This is a genomic window from Pseudomonas agronomica (assembly GCF_025917275.1).
Lineage (GTDB): Bacteria > Pseudomonadota > Gammaproteobacteria > Pseudomonadales > Pseudomonadaceae > Aquipseudomonas > Aquipseudomonas agronomica.
Genome location: NZ_JAOSHO010000020.1, coordinates 1 through 13893 on the forward strand (window position 1 = coordinate 1; position 13893 = coordinate 13893).

A 13893-nucleotide genomic window follows, 5' to 3' on the forward strand; every position below is an offset into this window, starting at 1 on the left:
TGATGGCGGCGCGCGCAAGGCCGGTCAATTCCTCACGGGATTTGCCCGCCCGCGCGCGAATCGAAATGCTGTGCAGGAGCGAGGAAGCAAGCACCGCGAGGGCTGTCAGATCGACATCGCTTCCTAACTCACCCGAGTCGACGGCGACGCGCAGGCGGGCCTGGAGATCGGCGTCGAGTTGGCTCAAGCGTTGGGACAGCACCTGACGGATTTCGGGATCCTCGACGGCCTCGGTGGTCGCCGTGCCAATCGCGAAGCAACCGCGCGGCTGGCCATCGCCGGAAAAATAAATTGCCAGTTGTCCTTCATAGAACCGTGTCAATGCGTGTTCAAGCGTCAGCGTGCGGTCAGTCAACGCGTCCTGCATCGCCGTGTGCGCCGTTTCCCAGTATTGGTCGAGCGCCTTGATGTAGATCGCGTGTTTATCGCCAAAGGCCGCGTAGAGGCTGGGTCGATTCATCCCCGCCGCGCTGGCGATGCTGTCCAGTGATGCCGCGGAATACCCGGTATTCCAGAACACCCCAAGCGCTTGCTGCAACGCAGTCTGCGGGTCATAGGCGCGTGGACGGCCACGGCCTTTTGCTTCTGTCGGTTTATTTTGTGCCATCTCGTACAAATTCCTTGCGTGAAGGTGATGTCGCTTATATTCTTACATCATCGCACAAAATTAAGGAACCAGAAATTCCTTGATCGCAGCCTTGTTGCAGCAGCGCTCAAATCGGGTCTGACGACGACGAAACAGCGGTACGGAGCGATCCTCCAGACCGCACATGGATGTGATGACTCACAGCTATCAATGACGTCGGGGCCGCGAGCGATTTCGCCAGGTCGGCCCCCTTTCCGGATCAAGGGTGCATTCGATCATGACCAGGCAATTCGATCTTCCAGCCACACCCGGCAGCGCGACCCAGGCACCGAATCCGGTCGAGGCGTCGTCGAGAAAATCCCTCAGGCAAACACTGCGTCCCCTGCTCATGGCGGGTGTCCCCGCGCTTTTTGCCGCCATCGGCTACGGGCAATACATTGCGCAGGAGCCGTTTGTCACCACCGACAACGCCTATGCCCGCGTGCCCAAGGCTTCGATCAACGCGCGCATTTCCGGGCAGGTCATCGAGATTGCCGTCGACGACAATCAAAGGGTTCGCAAGGGTCAGGTGTTGTTCCGAATCGACCCCGCGCCCTACCAGATCGCGGTTGACCGGGCCGAAGCGCAACTGAGCAGTGCTCGCCTGCGCATCGATGGGCTCAAGGCCAACTACCGTCAACAACAGGCAGAGCTGCAATCGGCGAAGGCTTCGGCTGACTATGACCAGAAGGAGCTGGCCCGCAAGAAAGCGCTGGTCGCCACCGAGTTCGTCTCGCGAGCGCTCTACGAGCGTGCCGAAACCGACCTGAAAATATCGCGCCAACGCATCGTTTCCATCGAGCAACAGATCGCCAGCACCGTCGTCGCCCTCAATGGCGACCCGGACCTGGCCATCGACCGGCACCCTGCCGTGCGTGAAGCCAAGGCCCAGCTAGATGGGGCGCAACTCAACCTGTCCTATGCGACCGTGACGGCCCCCGACGATGGCATTGTCGCCAAAGTCGACGACCTGCAGATCGGCAACTACGTCAACAACGGGACGGCCACGTTCGCGCTGATAGCCAATCGGGACACCTGGATCGAGGCGAACTTTCGCGAGACGCAACTGACGCATATGCGTCCCGGCCAAACCGCGACCATCACTCTGGACATCTATCCGGACCGGCGATTCAAGGCGCACGTGGTCAGCATGAGCCCTGGAGCCGGCGCCGACTTTGCACTGTTGCCCCCCGAAAACGCCACCGGCAACTGGGTAAAAGTGGTGCAACGGATTCCGGTGCGTCTCGAGCTGGACGAGCCCAACCTGTCCCTGCCGCTGTTCTCCGGCACCAGCGCCACCGTCAAGGTCGACACCGGGTACCGTACGCCGTGGTGGCATCCGCTCAAATCGTTGTTTGCCGCGGGTGACGCCTGATGAACGCCCTCCAGATCGCTGACGCGCGCTCGTTGAGGTTCGCGGCCCTGCTCGTCACTTACCTTCAATCGGTGAACCTGCCGTTGCCGAATGCCGCATTGCGCTTGATCCAGGGCAGCCTTTCGATGACCGACGATCAGGCGGGCTGGATCTTTACGGCGTACCTGGCCGCCAGCGCCATCACGATGCCTGTCGCGCAATGGCTGGCGGCCTCCTTTGGTCTCAAACGCGTCTATCAGACAGCGCTCGGGCTGTTCGTCCTCGGTTTATGGCTCGGTACGCAGGCCGACACGCCGCTGGCGTTCGTCGGCGCGCGCCTGCTGCAAGGCTTGGCGAGTGGCGTATTGGCGCCGCTGTCGATGGCCATTGCGCTCGACACCCTGCCCGCCGAAAAGCGCCCCGCGTTCGGGCCGAAATGGACGGCGCTGGTGCTCTTCGGCATCGTCAGCGGCCCGGCCATCGGCGGCTGGATCGCCGAGCATTTCGATTGGCGCCCGATGTTCTACCTGAGCCTGCCGCTGATAGCGTATGTGTTCATGGTGGTGACGTTATTGCTGGTCGAGAAAAAAGCCGGGCAACGCCCGTCCTTTGATTTCTTCGGATTCGGCACCTTCACGCTCGGCATGATCGGGTTGCAGATGCTCCTCGACCGTGGCGAACGCCTGGACTGGTTCGACACCCCGGAAATCTGGGTCGAAGCCTTCGCCAGCGCGCTCGGGTTATATCTGTTTGTCGTCCATGTGCTGACCGCTCGGGTGCATTACCTGAGCAAAGGCTTGTTCCGCGACCGCAACTTCATGCTCTCGACGGTGATGTTCTTTGCCCTCGGGTTCGTGCTGCTGTCGACCATGGCGCTGACCTCGCCGATGCTCGACGAGATCCTCGGCTACCCGCCGGACACGACAGGCTTGCTCACGGTTCCGCGCGGCATCGCGCTGGTGGGCGCGTTCGTGCTGATGGGGCGTGCGCCCGCCTGGATCGATGCCCGAGTGTTCATCGCCATGGGCATTGCCCTGGTCGCCTACGCCAATGGCTTGATGCTCGGCTATTCGCCGTTGATGGATTGGGTGCCCGTCACGGTCACCGGGTTCATCCAGGGCATTGGCCTCGGCATCTTGATGCCCGCGCTGAGCAAGGTCGCCTTCAGCACCCTCGATCCGACGTTGCGCCCGGAGGCCACCGGCCTGTTCAACCTGATGCGCGTCTATGGCAGCACCCTTGGCGTAGCCGTGGTGCAGACGTTCTTTTTCAATAACACCCAGGCCATGCATGCGGCGCTGGCCAGCAACTTGACGCCCTATCGCGCGGCGTTGCCGACGTCGCTGCCGGCGCTGGAAGGCCTCAATCACCTGGTGACCCATCAGGCCGCGTTCATCGCCGTGATGGGCCAATTCAAGATCCTGTTGGTGGCGATGCTCGTGGTGAGCCCGCTGGTCCTCCTGCTACGCAAACCCGTCCCGGCAATCTGATCAACGTGGAGTCTGGAAAATGAAAGGGTCTATGCGCTTCACCCGCTCCGTCTTCGCTACCGCAGCCACTCGGGCCGCCGCACTGGCGATGCTGGCCGTGCTGTCCGCCTGTACGGTTGGCCCGGACTTCATGCGTCCCGCCGCCAGTGCGTCGACGCATTACGATCAACAGGCCGAACAGCCGGTCACAACCCCTGGCGCCCAGCGTTTCGACATGGGCAAGCGCCTCGACGGCGATTGGTGGACGGCCCTTCGTTCGCCAAGACTCGATCAACTGATGCGCCGGGTAGTCGATGGCAATCTCGAACTGGTCGCCGCCGACGCGACTATTCGCCAGGCCGCTGCGCTAGTCGCCGCCTCTGAAGGGGCGTTGTATCCGCAGGTGGACCTTGCCGCCCAGGCTGGACGCCAGCGTACCCACAATGGTCCGCAGCCGAGTGTCTCGAACGTCTATTCCATCGGACCGCGCGTCGCCTTCGACCTTGACCTGTTCGGCGGCAACAAGCGGGCGGTTGAAGGGCAACAGGCGCTGGCCGACCTGCAAAAGCATCGTTTCGAAGCCGCCTATCTCACCCTCACCGGAGAGGCTGCCAGGCAGGCGCTGTTGCTCGCGTCGGCCAATGCGCAGATGGCTGCGGTTGAACACCTCCTGGCGATCGACGGGAAGAATCTCGACCTCGCACGGATCGCCCAGCGCAACGGCACCCTCACGCGGGTCGACGTCTCGCTGGCCGAGACCCGGCTGGCCCAGGATCGCACACAGCTGCCGCCCCTTGCCCAGCAGCGCGACACGGCGCGGCACGCACTGTCAGTCCTGGCTGGCAAAGGCCCGGCGGACTGGATCGCGCCGGATTTCGCCCTGGACGAGTTTGTCCTGCCCTCGGCAATTCCCGTCAGCCTGCCCTCGGAAATGGCCCGCGCTCGACCGGACATCCTGCAAGCCGAATCCGAACTGCGCATCGCCAGCGCCGCCGTGGGCGTCGCGACCGCCAATCTGTACCCCCGCGTGGAATTGTCCGCCTCGCTGGCGCAAGCCGCGTCGGGCAATGGCGGCGCCGCACTGTGGGGCTTCGCCGCCGGGCTGAGCGCGCCCCTCTTCAATGGGGGCACGCTCAAGGCTGAACGCCAGGCCTCTGTCGACGGCTACGACGCGGCCCTCGCCCGCTATCGCCAGACGGTCCTCCTATCGTTCGGCCAGATCGCGGACACCTTGCAAGCCATCAACCATGGCGCCGAACAGAGCGAGGCCCAGGACGATGCCTTGCAGGCCGCCGAAACCAGCTTGCGCCTGAACCAGCAAGCCTACGCACAGGGCGAAAACAGCCTTTTGCAAGTGCTCGAAGCCGAACGCGCCTATGAGCAAGCCCTGCTTGGCCAGATCCGCGTGAAGACCGCCCGCCATCTCGCCGCGGTGGAGCTGTTCATGGCGCTGGGCGGCAATTGCGTCGGCGTGTTCGAGCAGGCATTTGCCAAGCGAGCAACCCATCAACCTCAACCGCTGTAGTGCGCGACACCGGAGCAATCAAAATGACCTACGAAGCTTTCCACGATGAACTCAACACCACCCGGATGCCCTTGAACAACGGCGCAGGCGCTATGCCCGCCGTGGGTTTCGGCACCTTGATGCGCGACCTGGGCACCACCACCGAGGCGGTCAGATGCGCCTTGCAAACCGGGTTCCGCCACTTCGACTGCGCCGAACGCTATCGCAATGAAGACAAGATTGGCGTGGCCTTTCAAGAGGTGCTCGCCGCCGGCACTGTTCGTCGCGAAGACCTGTTCGTCACGACCAAGCTGTGGAACACCAATCACCGCCCGGAACGCGTCAAACCGGCTTTCGAAGCGAGCCTTCAACGCCTGCAAGTCGACTACATCGATTGCTACCTGATCCATACGCCGTTCGCGTTCCAGCCTGGTGATGAGCAAGATCCACGGGATGTCTACGGACACGTCATCTACGACCGCGAAATCACCTTGCTCGATACCTGGCGCGCTTTGGAAAGCCTGGTGGACGAAGGCCGCTGCAAGTCCATCGGTTTGTCGGACATCACCCTGGACGCCTTGAAGACGATTGTCGCTGCGGCAAGGATCAAACCGTCCGTCGTGCAGATCGAATCGCACCCGTACCTGCCGGAATGGGAAATGCTCGAGTTCTGCCGGCTACACGGGATCATCCTGTTGGCCTTCGCACCGCTTGGGCATGGCATGGAGCCGAACGTACTGGAAGAGCCGGTGATGACCGGCATCGCCCGCCGCGTACAAAAAACGCCGGCGCAAGTGGCCCTGGCCTGGGCCGTGCAGCGCGGCACCGCGTTCCTGACCACTTCGGCCACGCCCAGCCATATCCGGGAGAATTTCGACCTGGCGACACTGCCACACCGGGCGATGCATGAAATAAAGGAAGAAATCACCACGCGGGTTCGATTCAACTCAGTGGTTGAAACCGGTGTGCCCGGGTTCATCCCGCGTAAAGCTTGAGGCGAATAAAGGGGGCGCTTCTGGCCAAGGTCGCCCCTATACTCTCACCAGCCTGAGCCTCGGAACGAAACGATGGACGTTTTCCAGAGCATGCGTTTTTTCATCGCCGTAGCCCAAAGCGGCAGCTTCACCGCAGCCGCCCAGCTGCTGGACACCAACACCACCACTGTCTCCAAAGCCGTCTCCGCCCTGGAAGCGCGCCTGCACACACGCTTGATCAACCGCACCACGCGCCGCCTCGCCCTCACCGAGGCCGGCGTACGCTACCTGGAACGTTGCGAAAAAATCCTCGATGACGTGCGCGAAGCCGACGACGAAGCCGCGGTCGCCCAGACGCGGCCCACCGGTCGCTTGAAAGTCCACGCCATGTCGGCCATCGGCAATCACTACGTGATCGACGCGATCGCTCGCTACCAGGAAAGTTATCCGTCGGTGATGTTCGACCTGACCCTGACCAACCGCGTCCCCGATTTGCTGGAAGAAGGCTATGACATGTCCATCGTGCTGGCGCGTGACCTACCGGATTCCGGCTTTGTCGCCCAGCGCCTGGGCATCACCTACAGCATCCTCTGTGCTTCGCCGGCCTACCTGGAAAAGCGCGGTTGCCCGCAATCGCCTGCGGCGCTCGGCGAACATGCGTGCCTGCGCATCGTCAATACGGTCATGCCGGCCGAGAATTGGGTGTTCAAAGGCCCAGGAGGCGTGGAAACCATCGCCGTGCCCGTTTCACCCTTCCATATCAATACGGCCGACGGCATGACCATCGCGATCAAGAAAGGCATGGGGATTGGCATTCAACCGATAGCGTCGGCTGTGAGCGGCCTGGAATCAGGCATGTTGGTACGGGTGCTGCCGGAGTACCGGCTGGAGGAGTTGAACCTGTTCGCGATCTATCCGTCGCGCAAGTTCGTCGATGCGAAAATCAGGACGTGGGTGGCGTTTCTCAAACAATCGATCCCGGACATGCTCGCCTCGGATGAACAGATCGCGAGGGCGAAAATCGCCTGAGCGTCACAGCGCTGGAGTGTCGACCCTCCATCGCCTGTGTCGGACTCAATTGGAGCAGCCAGTGCCCATCGTCTGGTACTGCAGGACATGCCGCTCGCCATGGGAATCTTCATAGGTCATCCGGACCGGCACCGGTGCGCATTCATTCGCGGGCTCGGTGATTGAAATGACGTGCTGGATGTCGAGCTTCGTCGAATAGTCGTAGGTCTCGACTGCAGGGTCCTGGTTCGTCTGGGCATAGGCGTGTGCACCTAAGCCGCCAAACAGCAAAACCAGCGCTATTTTCTTCATGTTCATGGTAGTCACCGTCAAGTTGAGTGGACCGCATCAGCCTGATTGCTGGGGGCCTGGAGACGATGATATGAACTGCGGCGCAGGCTAAAAATGGAGCGCCGGGACAAACACTGTTGCCAAAATTCACATGAATAGGCGCCGCGCCCGACTGCACGCTGCCAGGCCTTCGGTGGGCATCACCGACGCTAGCCGTGCTCACAGATTCCCGAGCATTTCCCACAACGAAGCGCCCACCCCGGTGATGCTCTCCCCAGCGATCAACCCCGCCGCCGCGGTAATCGCGAAACGTTCGGTCAGGCTCGGCCAGCGACAGCTCACCAGCCAGGTAAGCACCGCACCGAGGGCCATCATCAGCGACACCGAGGCCGGCAGGATAAACGCCAGGCCCAAGGCCGCCGTGCTGGGCAGGTAGCGGGCGCGATGGGCCGGCAGCAGGCTATCGAGGATGCCCAGCAGCAAACCGGCGACACCGCCGATGAAGATCGCCCAGCGGATGCTCGCCGACAACGAGTCCAGGCCATGGGTCAGGGTCTGTGCCACTGCCTTCCAGGTGGCGACCGCCGGGGCCGGCCATTCTTCGGTAAGCAGCATCGCTTGCGGGTCGGGGATCAACGCCAGGTAGGCCAGCACGCCGACGATACTGCCGATGAAAATCCCCAGCGTCTGGGCCAGCAACTGCTTGCGCGGCGTCGCGCCGATTGCCCGGCCGACCTTGAAGTCGTTCATCAAGTCCGTACATTGCCCAGCGGAACCGCCGGCAGTATTGGCGCTCATCAGGTTGATCGGCACCTGCCCCGGCGCGACGATGCCGAAGCTCAACTGGGACAATTGACCAATGGCGCCGATGGGTGGGATGCCCGTGGCGCCGACCACCCGGGCGGCCACCGCCGCCAGGCAGATGGCCAGGGGAATGGTCAGCAGCGCCATCCACGGATTGATGCCAAACAATATCGCTTGCAGGCTGACCACCAGAACGATCGCCAGCAAAAAACCAATCGCGGGCCCGGGCTTGGGGATCGCCCAGGTTGTCCCGCCGCTGGCCTTGGTGGACGCGTGCAGCGTCCACAGGCGGATCGCCAGGGAAGCCAAGGTCGAGCAGACCATCAGGCTCACGCCCGGCCACAGCAGCCACTCCACCAGCACGGCGAATTGCGGGCCGCTGCTGCCGGGCGGCAATTGCACCAGCCCGTGATCGAGCAACCACGGCGCCAACCCGCCCCACGCCAGCAGCGCGCCGAGCAACAAGGTCAAGCCGACACGAATGCCGATGATGCCGCCAAATCCCACCAGCAACAGCGAAGGGTCCGCGGTGAATGTGAGCCGCTCCAGCTGGGCGCTCGGCGACCAGCGTGGGATGGCCCAGACGAAACTGTCGACCCACTTCGCCAGCCCGGACAGCAGCGTCGCGCCCAGCAACACTTTGAGGCGCGTCGCCGCTTCATGGCCATGGTTGTAGATATGCAGCAGGGTTTCCAGGGTCGCCATGCCCTCGGGAAACCTCAGCGCCTTGTCGTTGAGCAGCGAGGGCCGCAGGTACCAGGCGATCCAGATGCCCAGGAAACTCACTGAAAACACCCAGGCGACCATTGGCAAAGCGTCGAGTTGCTGGCCGGTCAGCAAGGTATACGCCGGGATCGGCGCCACCAACCCGCCGGAAATGATCGACGCCGCGGCGGACGCCACGGTCTGGTTGATGTTGCTTTCATGCAGCGTCCAGGGCAACCCGGCAGCCGAGCGCTTGGCCAAGCCTTGCCAGACACCGTAGCCGACCAGCAAGGCAATGATCGACATGTTGAACGACCAGCCGATCTTCAATCCCGCGTAGACATTGGAGGGCGTGAGGAGGATACCGAGCACGGTCCCGGTGAGTACCGCGCGCGGGCTGAATTCACGCTCTACAGCGCGGACGTGCGGGGTCGAGGTTTGATCCATGCGAATTCCTTATCGGCAAAAACAGCGCGCTCACCTGAGGTGACGACCTAACAAGTGAGCGCTGTATTGCCGGAAGGTTCATCCAAAGGGCAACCCCGGCATCGCGTTACCAACCCAACTGCTTGTTGAAACCAAGGGCGTCGTAGTAGTCGTGCTGGGTGAGGATCTTGCCGTCCCTGAGCCGTATGAAACTGACGCCCTTGAAGCTCAAGGGGCGTCCCGTGGCCGGGGTTTCAGTGCTCCATGGCCCGGTATTGTTGCCCTTGAACTCCCATTCGAAGGCAATCCCTTCGCCTTTGAGGATCGGGTCGCCGAGCATTTTCCATTGCAGGTCGGGCACCGCCCGCATGAACACCTCGACCACCTGGCTCCTGGCATTTTCACGCCCCACCTGAGGCACGCCCACCGAGGCGTCGAGGAACTCGACATCCGGGGCGAAGTACTGGGCCGCCGCTTGGGCGTCGTGGGCATTCCAGGCCTTCATGTAGCCGTGGATGGTATCCAGCGTTTCCTGGCCAGCCGCCAGGACGCCATGGCTGGCGAGGATCAGGAGCAGGCCAAGCAGCATTGATTGGATTCGAGAGGTCATAGCGTCCAGCCTTTTCCAAGAGGTGTCGCCTGCCGTCGGACGACAGGCGTTCGAGTGCGTCTAGCGTTGCTTCCAGGCATCCGAAGCCGGGGCCGTGCCCTTCTCGTAGGGCCGGAACAGCGCCATGTAGACGAGGCCGGCGAGAATCACGATGGCGCCCACCAGCACGATGCCGTAGTTCACGTACCAGGGCGCATCGGGCGTGCGTGGCCACGACATGTTGACGATGGCGAACACGCCGTAGCAAAGCGCGGCGATGTTCACGATCCAGCCCCAGCGTCCGAGGGTGAATTGGCCCTGGGGTTTCCAGCCACGCAGGCGGGCATACAGCACGCCGCTGACAATCATCTGGAAGGCCAGGTAGATACCGATGGCGGCAAAACTCACCACCATCGCGACGGCGTTCTGCAAGTAGAAACCAACGCACACGATGATCGCCGGCAGCACGCCGCAAACCAGCAACGCCGCGGTCGGCACGTGGGTCTTTGGCGAGAGTTTTTTCAGTACCGCGCTGCCCATGAGCATTTCATCCCGGGCGTAGGCATAGAGCAGACGGCTGGCCGAGGCCTGCAGGCTCAGCACGCAGGACACGAACGAGACGGTGATCACGCCCATGACCACCCGGGACATCACCGGGCCGAACGCTGCGCCGAAAATCGTCGACATCGGGTCCTTGTCCTGTCCGGAAATCACCGCGGCGATATCAGGCACGGCGAGGATCAAGGCGAGCGCAGCGAAGATCGAAGCGGCGCCGCCGATCCAGATGGTCATGCGCATCGCCTTGGGCACCTGGCGGCTGGGGTTCGGTGTTTCTTCGGCAACGTCGCCACAGGCTTCGAAACCGTAGTAGAGGAACATCCCCGCCAAGGAAGCCGCGAGGAACGCCGGCCAGTAGGCCCCGTCGATGGAAATATCAAACGTATCGAACAGCACGCTCAAGGGCTGGTGACGCTCGAAAATCAGCAGGTAGCCGCCGATCACCAGGGCACCGACCAACTCACAGAGAAAGCCGAACATTGCCACCCGTGCCAGCAGCTTGGTGCCGCTGAGGTTCAAGACCGTCGCGGCGGCGGTGAGCACCAGGGCCACCAGGGTGTTGGTGACCGGCGAAGGTTCGAAACCCAGCAGGCTGGCGATATAGGGACCGGCCCCCAGCGCCACCGCCGCAATGGTGACGCACAGCGAAATGGCGTAGATCCATCCGACCATCCACGCCCACTTCTTGCCCACCAGGCGCCGGGCCCACGGGTAGACGCCACCGGAAATCGGATACTGGGACACGACTTCGCAAAAAATCAGGCACACCAGCATCTGGCCGAACCCCACCAACAGGTAGGACCAGAACATCGGTGGCCCGCCGGCGGCCAGGCACAAACCGAACAAGGTGTAGACGCCGACCACCGGCGACAGATAGGTAAAGCCGAGGGCAAAGTTCTGCCACAGGCTCATGCTGCGTTCAAAATTCGAGGTGTATCCCAGCGCACGGAGTTGCTCCGCATCCTGGTCCACCGCCACCGAGGCATTCATCGAGCTGTTCATTTCACCATCCTTCAGCAGGAAAATTGTTGTTGTAAGCATCGAACAGGCCGCATCCCAGCGCTTAGAGCTGTATCCAGGTGGCCTTGATCTCGGTGTATTTATCGAAGGCATGCAGGGACTTGTCGCGGCCATTGCCGGACTGCTTGTAGCCACCGAACGGCGCCATCATGTCGCCGCCGTCATACAAGTTGACCCAGACACTCCCGGCCCTGAGCGCACGGGCAACGTTGTGGGCACGGGACAGGTCAGCCGTCCAGACAGCGGCCGCCAGCCCGTAAGGGGTGTCGTTGGCGATACGCACCGCCTCCTCGGCATCGTCGAATTCGATCACCGAGAGGACGGGCCCGAAGATCTCCTCGCGGGCGATCTTCATTCCGTTGCTGACGTTGTCGAACAGCGTCGGCTCGACGTAGCTGCCACCGCTCTCCTCCAACGCCACGCGCCCGCCCAGCAACAAGCGTGCGCCCTCCTCCTGCCCGCCCTGGATACGCTGCAACACCCCTTCCAGGTGACGGCTGTCTACCAGCGCGCCAACGTTGGTCTCGGGATCGAGTGGATGCCCCGGCTTCCACGCCTTCAGCGCCTCGACGACCATCGGCACGAACCGCGCCTTGATGGACGCCTGGACCAGCAAACGCGAACCGGCGGTGCAGACTTCACCCTGATTGAAGGCGATAGCGGCGGCCGCCGCTTCGGCAGCGACCTGCAGGTCGGGCGCGTCGGCAAACACAATGTTCGGGCTTTTACCGCCGGCCTCGAGCCAGACCCGCTTCATGTTCGATTCGCCGGCATACACCAGGAGCTGCTTGGCCACTTGGGTCGAACCGGTGAACGCCAGGGTGTCGACATCACGGTGCAGGGCCAGCGCCTTGCCGACGGTGCCGCCATAACCCGGCAGCACGTTGAGCACACCCGCCGGCAAACCCGCCTCCAGGGCCAACTGGGCGATACGGACGGCGGTCAGCGGCGAGCGCTCCGAGGGCTTCAGGATGACCGAATTGCCGGTCGCCAGCGCCGGTCCCAGTTTCCAGGACGCCATCATCAACGGGAAATTCCACGGCACGATGACCGCCACCACGCCAACCGGTTCGCGGGTCACCAGGCCAAGCTGGTCAGGCGCCGTGGCTGCGACCTCGTCGTAGATCTTGTCGATGGCCTCGCCGCACCAGCGAATACTGTCGATGGAACCGGGCAGGTCCACCGCCAGCGCATCGCTGATCGGCTTGCCCATGTCCAGGGTTTCCAACAACGCCAATTCCTCGGAATGGGCCTCCAACAGATCGGCAAAACGCAGCATGACCGCCTTGCGCTTCGCCGGTGCCAGGCGCGACCAGACGCCTGAATCAAAGGCCGATCGGGCGCTGGCGACTGCCAGGTCGGCATCGGCCCCATCGCAACTGGCAACCGCGCCCAACAAACGCCCGTCGATTGGGCTGATGCAGTCGAAGGTCGCCCCTGAACGGGCCGGCACATAGCGCCCGTCGATAAAGGCTCGCCCTTCGATGTCCAGCGCGTTGGCTCGGGTTTCCCACTCTGCTCGGCTCATGTGACTCATGGTGAAGGGTGCTCCTGGGTTCGATGATGCGATCTGGGCTCGTTAAACCTATGGAACCATATCTTTTAAACCCTGAGAACCCCCGCAGATACGAATATAGGGATGATTCTTTGACTTGTAGTGCCCCGGATCCCTAGAATCCCCAGGCGTCCGAGGGACCAAAGCGGATAAAAAACTGAAATAGAATTTTTAAGCACACGGAACCGTTCGCGCTTGACGCCCCATCGGACGCTTGCCATAGGTGTCAATGACCCCGTTTATGAATGAATCGACCATGAGCCCCACATCGAGCCTCATACGCGTCAACCAGGAAGGGAAAACGGAATCCGTCACCCGCCGCCTGATTGAAATGATCGACCTCGGGCTGCTCGTCGAGGGCGAACAACTGCCCAGCGAAAACAGCCTATCCACCCAGCTCGGCGTCGCTACGGTCACGCTGCGCGATGCCCTGGCGGCGTTGCGCGAGCGCGGGGTGATCGAAACCCGGCGCGGTCGCAACGGCGGGAGTTTCATCTGCGCCGCGCCCGTGACTTCGGAGGAGGCGCTGTTCGATCAATTGCGGGAAATCAGCACGCTGCAGCTGCGCGACCTGGCCGACGAACATTGTGCGATTTCAGGTGCCGCCGCCCGGCTCGCGGCCCAGCGCGCTGGCCCGGAGCAGCATGCGCGGCTGGACGGCTTCATCGACGCCTTGGCAAACGCCAAGGAACGTCGAGAGCGGCGGCGCGCCGATGCCCGGTTTCATATCGAGATTGCGGTGGCGGCGCAGTCCGTGCGCCTGACCCACAGCGAGGCGCGCTTGCAGGCGGAACTGGGCGAACTGCTGTGGCTGCCGTTCACCGGCCAGCCGGATCCCCAGGCCATTGAACGCGAACACCGGGCCATCCTCGAAGCCATCATTGCCAACGACAGCAACCTGGCCGGTGCCCTTGCCGAAGCCCATGTGGCACGCGGCATCCGCCGCTTGAGCAGCGTGCGGTTGCAACAGATGGCGCAGGACGCCGGATGAGTGGAACAGAACTTGCTGAA

At 62.7% G+C, this 13893-nt stretch carries 12 protein-coding genes; 6 read left to right on the forward strand and 6 right to left on the reverse strand.

Translation table 11 applies throughout. From position 1 onward, the window contains the following. Nucleotides 1–607 (reverse strand): TetR/AcrR family transcriptional regulator (locus tag OC610_RS03515; RefSeq protein ID WP_264426561.1); only part of this gene is annotated, 607 nt, incomplete at its 3' end. A gap of 256 nt (nt 608–863) precedes the next feature. On the opposite strand from OC610_RS03515, the gene OC610_RS03520 reads away from it, so the two are divergent. From OC610_RS03520 to OC610_RS03540, 5 genes are all read left to right on the forward strand, one after another. Then, on the forward strand, nt 864–2000 hold the full coding sequence (locus OC610_RS03520) for an HlyD family secretion protein (RefSeq protein ID WP_264426533.1): 1137 nt from the start codon (nt 864–866) through the stop codon (nt 1998–2000). After that, nucleotides 2000–3469, forward strand: a complete 1470-nt coding sequence (locus tag OC610_RS03525; protein ID WP_264426535.1) for a DHA2 family efflux MFS transporter permease subunit — start codon at nt 2000–2002, stop codon at nt 3467–3469. The genes OC610_RS03520 and OC610_RS03525 overlap by 1 nt, the downstream gene beginning before the upstream one ends. A 19-nt stretch (nt 3470–3488) precedes the next feature. Beyond that, complete coding sequence (locus tag OC610_RS03530) at nt 3489–4973, forward strand: efflux transporter outer membrane subunit (protein ID WP_264426536.1); 1485 nt, start codon at nt 3489–3491, stop codon at nt 4971–4973. A 23-nt stretch (nt 4974–4996) separates the two neighbouring features. Continuing rightward, on the forward strand, nt 4997–5947 hold the full coding sequence (locus tag OC610_RS03535) for an aldo/keto reductase (RefSeq protein WP_264426537.1): 951 nt from the start codon (nt 4997–4999) through the stop codon (nt 5945–5947). 72 nt (nt 5948–6019) lie between these two features. After that, on the forward strand, nt 6020–6955 hold the full coding sequence (locus tag OC610_RS03540) for a LysR family transcriptional regulator (RefSeq protein WP_264426538.1): 936 nt from the start codon (nt 6020–6022) through the stop codon (nt 6953–6955). A 45-nt stretch (nt 6956–7000) separates the two neighbouring features. Here the strand turns inward: OC610_RS03540 and OC610_RS03545 are convergent, their stop codons facing one another. The 5 genes from OC610_RS03545 to OC610_RS03565 all read right to left on the reverse strand — a co-directional run bounded on the left by OC610_RS03545 (nt 7001) and on the right by OC610_RS03565 (nt 12864). After that, entirely contained in the window at nt 7001–7252 is a 252-nt protein-coding gene (locus tag OC610_RS03545; RefSeq protein WP_264426539.1) for a DUF2790 domain-containing protein, read from the reverse strand. Between the two features lie 192 nt (nt 7253–7444). Further along, on the reverse strand, nt 7445–9181 hold the full coding sequence (locus OC610_RS03550) for an OPT family oligopeptide transporter (protein ID WP_264426541.1): 1737 nt from the start codon (nt 9179–9181) through the stop codon (nt 7445–7447). Nucleotides 9182–9287: 106 nt separating this feature from the next. Next, the gene (locus OC610_RS03555) at nt 9288–9770 is read right to left on the reverse strand and encodes an ester cyclase (protein WP_408636529.1); all 483 of its coding nucleotides are present in this window, start codon (nt 9768–9770) and stop codon (nt 9288–9290) included. A gap of 60 nt (nt 9771–9830) precedes the next feature. After that, nucleotides 9831–11309, reverse strand: coding sequence for an APC family permease (locus tag OC610_RS03560; RefSeq protein WP_264426542.1), 1479 nt, complete (start codon nt 11307–11309; stop codon nt 9831–9833). Between the two features lie 61 nt (nt 11310–11370). Beyond that, nucleotides 11371–12864 carry an aldehyde dehydrogenase gene (locus tag OC610_RS03565; protein WP_264426543.1) on the reverse strand — a complete coding sequence of 498 codons (1494 nt, stop codon included), beginning with the start codon at nt 12862–12864 and terminating at the stop codon, nt 11371–11373. Nucleotides 12865–13138: 274 nt separating this feature from the next. On the opposite strand from OC610_RS03565, the gene OC610_RS03570 reads away from it, so the two are divergent. Continuing rightward, nucleotides 13139–13873, forward strand: coding sequence for a FadR/GntR family transcriptional regulator (locus OC610_RS03570; RefSeq protein WP_264426545.1), 735 nt, complete (start codon nt 13139–13141; stop codon nt 13871–13873). The last annotated feature ends 20 nt before the right edge of the window (nt 13874–13893 follow it).

Bases quoted from the DNA above. Each gene is read 5' to 3' on its own strand.
- OC610_RS03550 (WP_264426541.1), bottom strand. From the start codon at position 9,181: ATGGATCAAACCTCGACCCCGCACGTCCGCGCTGTAGAGCGTGAATTC.
- OC610_RS03540 (WP_264426538.1), top strand. From the start codon at position 6,020: ATGGACGTTTTCCAGAGCATGCGTTTTTTCATCGCCGTAGCCCAAAGC.
- OC610_RS03525 (WP_264426535.1), top strand. From the start codon at position 2,000: ATGAACGCCCTCCAGATCGCTGACGCGCGCTCGTTGAGGTTCGCGGCC.
- OC610_RS03530 (WP_264426536.1), top strand. From the start codon at position 3,489: ATGAAAGGGTCTATGCGCTTCACCCGCTCCGTCTTCGCTACCGCAGCC.
- OC610_RS03520 (WP_264426533.1), top strand. From the start codon at position 864: ATGACCAGGCAATTCGATCTTCCAGCCACACCCGGCAGCGCGACCCAG.
- OC610_RS03565 (WP_264426543.1), bottom strand. From the start codon at position 12,864: ATGAGTCACATGAGCCGAGCAGAGTGGGAAACCCGAGCCAACGCGCTG.
- OC610_RS03545 (WP_264426539.1), bottom strand. From the start codon at position 7,252: ATGAACATGAAGAAAATAGCGCTGGTTTTGCTGTTTGGCGGCTTAGGT.
- OC610_RS03570 (WP_264426545.1), top strand. From the start codon at position 13,139: ATGAGCCCCACATCGAGCCTCATACGCGTCAACCAGGAAGGGAAAACG.
- OC610_RS03555 (WP_408636529.1), bottom strand. From the start codon at position 9,770: ATGACCTCTCGAATCCAATCAATGCTGCTTGGCCTGCTCCTGATCCTC.
- OC610_RS03560 (WP_264426542.1), bottom strand. From the start codon at position 11,309: ATGAACAGCTCGATGAATGCCTCGGTGGCGGTGGACCAGGATGCGGAG.
- OC610_RS03535 (WP_264426537.1), top strand. From the start codon at position 4,997: ATGACCTACGAAGCTTTCCACGATGAACTCAACACCACCCGGATGCCC.